General features: G+C 45.1%; 8 protein-coding genes. 6 read left to right on the top strand and 2 right to left on the bottom strand.

Annotated features, from left to right (window positions below):
* Both E5S67_RS17130 and E5S67_RS17125 read left to right on the top strand, forming a co-directional pair.
* Positions 1–322: WD40 repeat domain-containing protein (locus E5S67_RS17130; RefSeq protein WP_422614755.1), on the top strand; the 322-nt coding region annotated here is incomplete at its 5' end.
* Positions 323–743: 421 nt separating this feature from the next.
* Complete coding sequence (locus E5S67_RS17125) at positions 744–2,399, top strand: SpoIID/LytB domain-containing protein (protein WP_172189288.1); 1,656 nt, start codon at positions 744–746, stop codon at positions 2,397–2,399.
* Positions 2,400–2,743: 344 nt separating this feature from the next.
* Here E5S67_RS17125 and E5S67_RS17120 read toward each other — a convergent pair whose 3' ends face one another.
* Positions 2,744–3,043 (bottom strand): ferredoxin, encoded by a 300-nt coding sequence (locus tag E5S67_RS17120; protein ID WP_172189286.1) that lies wholly within the window; start codon positions 3,041–3,043, stop codon positions 2,744–2,746.
* A 305-nt stretch (positions 3,044–3,348) separates the two neighbouring features.
* Here E5S67_RS17120 and E5S67_RS34045 point away from each other — a divergent pair, with 305 nt between their 5' ends.
* From E5S67_RS34045 to E5S67_RS17110, 3 genes are all read left to right on the top strand, one after another.
* Positions 3,349–3,471, top strand: coding sequence for a hypothetical protein (locus tag E5S67_RS34045; protein WP_281363547.1), 123 nt, complete (start codon positions 3,349–3,351; stop codon positions 3,469–3,471).
* A gap of 96 nt (positions 3,472–3,567) precedes the next feature.
* Positions 3,568–4,581 carry a Gfo/Idh/MocA family protein gene (locus E5S67_RS17115; RefSeq protein ID WP_172189284.1) on the top strand — a complete coding sequence of 338 codons (1,014 nt, stop codon included), beginning with the start codon at positions 3,568–3,570 and terminating at the stop codon, positions 4,579–4,581.
* Positions 4,582–4,869: 288 nt separating this feature from the next.
* Positions 4,870–5,910 carry a chemotaxis protein CheB gene (locus tag E5S67_RS17110; RefSeq protein WP_172189282.1) on the top strand — a complete coding sequence of 347 codons (1,041 nt, stop codon included), beginning with the start codon at positions 4,870–4,872 and terminating at the stop codon, positions 5,908–5,910.
* A 222-nt stretch (positions 5,911–6,132) separates the two neighbouring features.
* Here E5S67_RS17110 and E5S67_RS17105 read toward each other — a convergent pair whose 3' ends face one another.
* Positions 6,133–6,468 (bottom strand): glutathione S-transferase family protein, encoded by a 336-nt coding sequence (locus tag E5S67_RS17105; protein ID WP_246276831.1) that lies wholly within the window; start codon positions 6,466–6,468, stop codon positions 6,133–6,135.
* 482 nt (positions 6,469–6,950) lie between these two features.
* Here E5S67_RS17105 and E5S67_RS17100 point away from each other — a divergent pair, with 482 nt between their 5' ends.
* Complete coding sequence (locus E5S67_RS17100; protein WP_172189280.1) at positions 6,951–7,859, top strand: DMT family transporter; 909 nt, start codon at positions 6,951–6,953, stop codon at positions 7,857–7,859.
* The last annotated feature ends 31 nt before the right edge of the window (positions 7,860–7,890 follow it).

Below are 7,890 nucleotides of genomic sequence, written 5' to 3'. Positions count from 1 at the left end.
GGTATCGAGTGTCAGTTTTAGTCCTGACGGCAAATACATCGCTACGGCATCAGCGGACAATACAGCCCGGTTGTGGGATTTAACAGGCAAGCTGATACAAGAATTTAAAGGACATCAGGAGGGGATAAATAGTGTCAGTTTTAGTCCTGACGGCAAATACATCGCTACGGCATCATCGGACAATACGGCCCGGTTGTGGCAAATCAGAAGTTTAGATGAAATGCTGGTGCAAGGCTGCGATTGGCTGCACGACTATTTGCAGAATAATGCTGAGGAAAGCGAGAAACACCTCTGCGATGAGATTAGTGCTCAGAAAAAATGATTAGCCAATCAGTCGGTAGGTGCAAATATAGTAGAAGGAAGAAGGAAGAAGGAAAAAGGAAGAAGGAAGAATTAGCAAGGATTTCAGCGATTAAGAATGTCCTAACCGTTTTGGTGGTTGCTATAAACCTTAGCGTGTAACAGAATGTAAAGCGATCGCAACTTTTGCGATTCCTGCATTTCACCCGCAATGACAGATTTACCGCATAGAACCCAGAAACCGGGTTTTTTACGAAAATAGTTCGTCGCAGCCCTCAGATTCGGTAAAAAACCCGGTTTCTTTGGTGTGGCGTAAGTCCTGACTTAACAGAATTCTGCCAATTAAACCAGCTAATCTTCCGCAATTCCCCTATAGCAGCGGCCAAATGTGCTAACGTACAATCAAAAATCCCCCAATTTCAACTATCGCGAGACAGATAACCGTGTTCGCTCAAGCACCTCCCACTCCCAATTACAAATGGTTTAGCTGCATTTCTAGCACTGTTTTCACCGCATTGTGCCTGTTACCCATTTTCAGCGCTGCGGGATACGCCCAAACTCCCCAAAATAGACCCATCAAAATTGGCGTGGTGCAGCGGTTTGGCACCAAAGCAACCGACAAACTGACGCTGAAAGCATTACCGGGCGACAGCTTAACTTTGCGTTACAAAACTCCTCAAGGCATAGAAACCAAAACTGCTGCTAGCGTCAAGTTAGAAATAGCCCCAAAACCGCTGGAAACGCCCTTAGTAGAAGAACGAGTGGTACTAAGTTCTCACCGCAGTTTTGAGAGTGCGGAAGACAGCGCCAATCAGTGGCGCGCCCAGGGAATAGAAGTAGAAATTGCTCAACCTTTGCGCTGGCAAGTTTGGGCAAAAAGAGATGTTTATAACTCTCCTTTGGTGCGGCGCTGGCTGTTGCAAAGTTTGCAAGATCGAGGCAACAAAACAGCTTTTTTGGATTCCAAAGTTTTAAAACAAATACCCCAGGCATTTTGGGTTTTAAACGGCTTTCGTTTTAACCGCAATGAGTTGGATGTGACGGCGGGGAAAAATGTTATTGAGGTATTGGAACAAACCACCCAAGAAGCGACAGCTACTGAACCCGAAAAAGCTATTCAACAAACTCGCCGTTACGGTGGCAATTTGCGCCTGCAAAAAAATGCTTACGGCACTTATACTTTGGTGAATGAAGTGCTGACGGAAACTTATTTGCGGGGTGTTGTTCCTCACGAAATTGGGGCTTTTTCGCCTTACGCTGCAATTGTCGCTCAAACTATTTTGGCCAGAACCTACGCCCTGAGAAATTTGCGCCGGTTTGCTGTGGATAATTATGAGTTGTGCGCTGATGTTAACTGCCAAGTTTATCAAGGTTTGACCGAGGTTTACCCGCAAAGCGATAAGGCGATCGCCCAAACGAGCGGTTTGGTGCTAACTTATCAAAATCAGCTAGTAGACGCGCTCTATTCCGCGTCTAGCGGCGGCGTCACAGCCTCTTTTAACGATGTGTGGCAGGGCGCGGAACGTCCATATTTGCGATCGATCGTCGATTCCCCTAATAATATTTGGGATTTGTCCAAGCAGAGTTTGTCTGACGAAAACAATTTCCGCCGCTTTATCAGTTTGGAAAAAGGCTTTAATGAGGAAAAAGAAGACACTTTTCGGTGGCGCGAACCAGCTTCTTTGACGGCGATTGGTGGATTTCTCAAACAGTATCTTCAGAAGAAACAGCACCCGCTGGCTAATTTTAAAACAGTCACTCAGGTGGAAGTGGTGGAAAGGTCGCCCGCAGGTCGAGTTTTGAAAATGAAGGTTCAAACTGACTTGGGCCCCATCGATATTGACAAAGACGAGATTCGCAATGCTTTTTACCCGCCGATCAGCACGCTTTTTTACCTAGAACCAATTTACAATCCCGACAAAACCCTCAACGGTTATGCTTTTGTCGGAGGCGGTTTCGGACACGGGGTGGGAATGAGTCAGACTGGTTCTTACAATTTGGCTAATTTGGGCTGGAACGGATCTCAAATTCTGGGCTTTTATTTTCCCGGCGCTCAAGTTGTGCCGCTCAGCGATGCCATTACATTTTGGCGCGAATAGTAGATCGGACTCTGCCTAAAGTCGGCGATTTAAATCATCGCCACTACACAAACAAAGTCCGCCTTCGCGGACTAAATATCAGTCGTAAAAGTTTTAGATTTTAGAGTTTGGATTCTAGACGGGTTTCACCGTTAATCTAAAATCGGCCATCTAAAATCTAAAATTATTTGGTCAGCTATCTGCTCAAACAGCTAGGAATTCATAGCTGAGAGTGACAGACTGCTGGCGGCTTTGTTTGAGTCTTAGACGCAGAAACCCGGTTTCTTAACATAATTGCCGTATTTCAGCTTAATTCTGGAAACGAGAAACCGGGTTTCTTAGGGTATCGCGCGGAGCGTCCTTTCTTAGTAGAGCGATTCTTCTTGGTGAGTTTCGATCGTACAGTCAGACTTCGGATAAGCGACGCAGGTGAGGACAAATCCACCCTCGATTTGGTCGTCATCTAAGAAAGATTGGTCGGATTGGTCAACTTCGCCTGCTGTGATTTTGCCGGCGCAGGTGGAGCAAGCACCAGCCCGACAAGAGTAGGGGAGGTCTAGTCCTGCTTCTTCTGCAGCATCAAGAATGTAAGTATCGTCATCAACGTCAATGGTCTGGTTAATTCCTTCGGCTTCGCTGATGAGGGTAACTTTGTAAGTTGCCATGCACTAATCCTCTCAAAAATTCAACAAGATCTATAATTTTTCCTAATGCAACCTTCAAGGCTCTATTAGCTTTGAGGTTAGCTCTTAGGTTTGTTCCCTCTATGATAGTAGGGGAAAGAAGCAAGGTTGCAACAGTTATTTACAGAAAATTTGAATGGGATTAGTTATAACTTTTTCTAATTTCATCTTGATTGCTTATACCTATGTTGGGTTCAGCCTTGTGATACTGTTGCCGCAAGACTTGCGCTAAATAATCCGGTTTCTAGGAAAAATCCTGTTTTGAACCCTACAGCACAAAAACCGGGTTGTTTGTATGGGGTGTGTCGATCGAGTTTCAGCAAGACTGGCTCCAAGGCAAGTCCCTGCTGCCGGTGAAATGTATAGTTAGATCGCATCTAGACTTGGGTGTTGAAGGTTCGATCGCATAAATCGCACCACAACCACAGCTTAAAATCTGGGCGGTGGAACCCTAAACCCCTGCACCGCAAGTCTGTAACTATCTAAAATGTCAAATCTAAAATTCTATGACTAATATTGATACTCGCTCTAGTTTTTCGGTTAATTCTCCAATTCGCGTGGGGATTGTGGGTACTGGTTTTGCGGCTAAGTTGAGGGCGGAGACTGTTCAAGCTGACGGGCGATCGAACTTGGTAGCAGTTGCGGGCCGCACCCCGGATAAAACCGCAGCATTTTGTCAGGGATTCGGGGCTGAAGCTGCGGTTTCTTGGCGCAAGCTGGTAGAAAGAAATGATTTAGATTTGGTTATTGTCTGTACGGTGAATCGGGATCACGGGGCGATCGTCCTGGCGGCCTTAGAAAATGACAAGCACGTTGTGGTGGAATATCCTCTATCTTTAGACGTATCTGAAGCAGAAAGGGCGATCGAACTTGCCGCCCAAAAGCAAAAATTCCTCCACATCGAACACATCGAACTGTTAGGCGGTTTGCACCTAGCAATCAAAGAATCTTTGCCCTTAATCGGTAAAGTTTTTTACGCCCGCTACATTACTATTGCTCCTCAACGTTCCGTACCGCAGCGCTGGACTTTTCAACACTCCCTATTTGGGTTTCCGTTAGTTGGTGCAATTTCGCGACTGCACCGATTTACTGATTTGTTCGGGGAAGTGGCAAGCGTTAACTGTCAAGCTCAATTTTGGGACACTCAGGCGGATTTCTACAAAGCTTGTTTGTGCAACGCACAGTTGCGCTTTGCCAACGGTCTTGTCGCTGAAGCTGTTTACGGGAAAGGAGAGACTTTTTGGCAGTCTGAAAATGTTTTTACCATCTACGGAGAAGCAGGAACGCTGGTTTTTACTCCTGAATCCGGTCAATTAATTCAGGGAGAAAATCGGCACAGCATCAAAGTAGGAACGCGGCGCGGCTTGTTTGCCAAAGACACCGAGATGGTGTTGGAATATTTGTCAAACGGTACGCCTTTGTACGTGAATAATGCCAGTAGTTTGTACGCTTTGAAGGTGGCAGATGCTGCGAGGCGATCGAGTGAGATCGGGCAAAATGTAGCCCTTAGCAATTCATAAATAGGACTGACGCAATCAATCGTTTTTTATGTTATGTATACGGTAAGGTGGGCTGTGGCGCATTACAGTAAAATTGCCAGAGTCTATCTATAGTAGTTCTTACTGTAACTTAGATTAGAGAGTTATGCCTGTGAGCAAAAATATTTAGAACTCAAAGCACTGTCGAATGCAGGTTTTAGCATTGACGACCCTTTTGTCGCTGCTGCTAAACATCAGCCAAGTTGTGCTAAAAAATTCAAAAAACATAGATAACGTTGGGCTGCTTTCACTCACTAAAAAAAGGAATTTATGCCTGGACACGACATTATCGTTATTGGAGCTTCGGCAGGCGGACTCAAAGCACTGGGCGCGATCTTGGGTAATCTGCCTAGTGACATAGATGCTGCCATCTTTATTGTTAAGCACCTCGCAGCCGATAAGCCCAGTATTTTTCCCCAAATTCTGACAGATCTAGGCTCACTCCCGGCATCTCACCCGTCCGACGGAGAGGCTATTCAAAAAGGGCGAATCTACGTCGCGCCGCCCGATTATCACCTTTTGCTCAATCAAGGGTCAATGCGCGTGGTGCACGGGCCTAAAGAAAATAGATTTCGACCCGCGATCGATGCGTTATTTCGTTCAGCGGCTCGTGCTTATGGTTCAAGGGTGGTGGGTGTGGTACTCACTGGCTATCTGGATGATGGCACGGTGGGATTACAGGCAGTAAAGAAACGGGGCGGAGTGACCATCGTCCAAGATCCAAAAGAAGCAGAATACCCAAGTATGCCAACGAGTGCCTTGCGATACGTGAAGGTCGATCGCTGCCTGCCACTGGCAGAAATCCCAGACCTGCTAGTGCAATTATCAAAGCAACCTGCCGCCGAGCAAGAGGCCTACCCCATGACCGAAGAGATCGAAATTGAATCTAAGATTGCTGAACAGCAAATGAATACTAAGGAGCTTTTAGAGAATGTAAAAGCGATCGGGACTCAGACAACTTACACCTGCCCTGAATGCAACGGCAGCATCTGGCAAATTGACAAATCAGAGCCGCTGCGGTTTCGCTGTCACACGGGGCACTCCTTTACGGCTGATACATTTCTGGCAGAGCAAGCTCAGAGTTTGGAGAACGCGTTATGGTCGGCAACTCGAATAATGGAGGACAAGGTCATGTTTTTGCGTCAAATGTCTGAGCGAATGGGAAATTACAATTTACAAAGTGCGGCAGCAAAATACGAAGAACACGCCAAAAGCCTGGATGCCGAAGTATCACTGATTCGAGGCATAATTCTCAACGGCTTTGCCACTAAACAAACCATTGTTGAAACAGATGAAGAGCAGCCACATTAACTCAATCTCGATAAAGTTTTCTTTCGACCCAGCAATACGCTTAACGAGTGTTTTACAGCCGCGTAAAATTTTAGCCGTCAAGGCGCAGCACTTATTATTTTAGACAACTAAAAAATGTGGCGGTAATGTTCTAGACGTATAGTATATTTAGCCTAATTTAAATTTAATTTAATTGTGCTATTTTGATATATCCAGGTTGAAGTTTTACTCGATTATCCAATTTTAAATTGCTGGAACTTTGGTTAAATCAAATCCGCTTTCGCCCGCAAAGTGAGTGTAAGCAAATAAACCGATGTCAGCAATAGTATAGCGATCGCCTGTAAAAAAAGCATGGTTTGCTAAATGCTGTTCCATCACCCCCAAAGCATCATAACCCGGTGCTTGTTTTTGTTTAAGTGCTTCCCGATATTCTTGTGCTTTCCCCGTCAAATAGCAAAAACGAAAAGTAGCAATAAAAGGTTCGTGACTGTACTGCTCAAAAAATAACCACTGCATGGCTTGAGCGCCTTCAAATTTATCACTGAAAAAAAACTCTGTTCCTTCACTTAAATAAAACATACAGCGTATTCCAGTTGATGAAGTGTAGGGACACGGCATTGCCGTGTTCCTACGGGGATAGAACGATAGGCGGGGTACTTCATAAACGTGGAATCTGCTGTAATTGCATTTGATTCAAATAGAAATTCACCCGGTTCTATTTCTCAAACAAGAATACGCCCCTTAGGAATTTTCAGCAAAAATTCAGTAGTTCGACTTTCTCCTTTGAAAATATCAATTTAGAGCCTCGCGAAGGAAATATTAATCTGAGTTAAAAGCAAGTGATTTTTGTAACAATTAGCACAGGGGAAATATTCGTAAAATTTCAACATGAATATTTTTTTTATATACCGCAGAGAAGACAGAGCACGCAGAGTTAAGAAAGAGAAGTTCAAAAGTTATTATTGTAGCATTTGCTGGTAAGAGCAGAATTGCTACCTTCAGAAGTAATATGGGTAAGGTGTAACGCAGAGCACCCTAAATTAATCAATATTGGAGACTGAATGAAATCCTACTGGAAAAATCTTCACTTGAATTCGGAAACTATCGGCTTAATCTACGGTTTTTTGGGCGTAGTTGGATTTAGCTTGACATTACCGGCAACCCGAGCCGCTGTGATAGATTTAGACCCGCTTTTTGTAGGCTTTGGACGCGGATTAGTAGCAGCTATACTAGCAGCATTTACTCTGGGGATAACGCATCAACCCATTCCCTCAAAACAGCAACTTCGGAGTTTATTAGTTGTCGGATTGGGAGCTGTTTTGGGATTTCCGGTACTATCGGCTTGGGCAATGCAGCAAGTACCTGCTGCCCACGGTGCTGTGGTGTTGGGATTGCTGCCTTTAGCAACAGCGATAGCGGGAGTTTTGCGAGCTGGCGATCGCCCTGATGTCACTTTTTGGATGGCTAGCATTGTCGGTAGTGCAACTGTTGTCGGTTTTGGTATTATTAGTGGTGCTGGACACCTTCAGCTCGCCGATTTAGCTTTGTTTGGAGCTGTAATTGCTGCTGCTTTTGCCTATGCTGAAGGTGGGCAATTAGCTAAGATTTTAGGTGGATGGCAAGTTATTAGTTGGGCATTGGTAATTATCGCTCCTTTCGAGGTCTTACCAACAATATTTGTGGTCTTAAAACAAGAGTTGACAGCTTCACCGATAGCCTGGTTCGGTTTTGCTTATGTGAGTATTTTCAGTCAATTTATCGCATTTTTTGCCTGGTATCACGGTATGGCGATTGGTGGAGTTGCCCGGGTAGGCCAAATTCAGTTATTGCAACCTTTTTTGACGCTCCTGGCTTCGGCAATTCTGCTTGGTGAAACTCTGGAGCCGATCGCCCTAGTCACGGCCTGTTTGGTTGTTGCTAGCGTAGCTGCGGGTAAAAAAGCATCAATTAAGCGGGCAGAAGATTTGTGAGGCGATCGCTTTCTAAACAGGCTGCTGACTC

It is taken from the genome of Microcoleus asticus IPMA8 (assembly GCF_013179805.1).
GTDB classification, from domain to species: domain Bacteria; phylum Cyanobacteriota; class Cyanobacteriia; order Cyanobacteriales; family Microcoleaceae; genus Microcoleus; species Microcoleus asticus.
The sequence above is the reverse complement of the archived record's forward strand: the minus strand, read 5'-3'. Positions and strand labels throughout refer to the sequence as shown.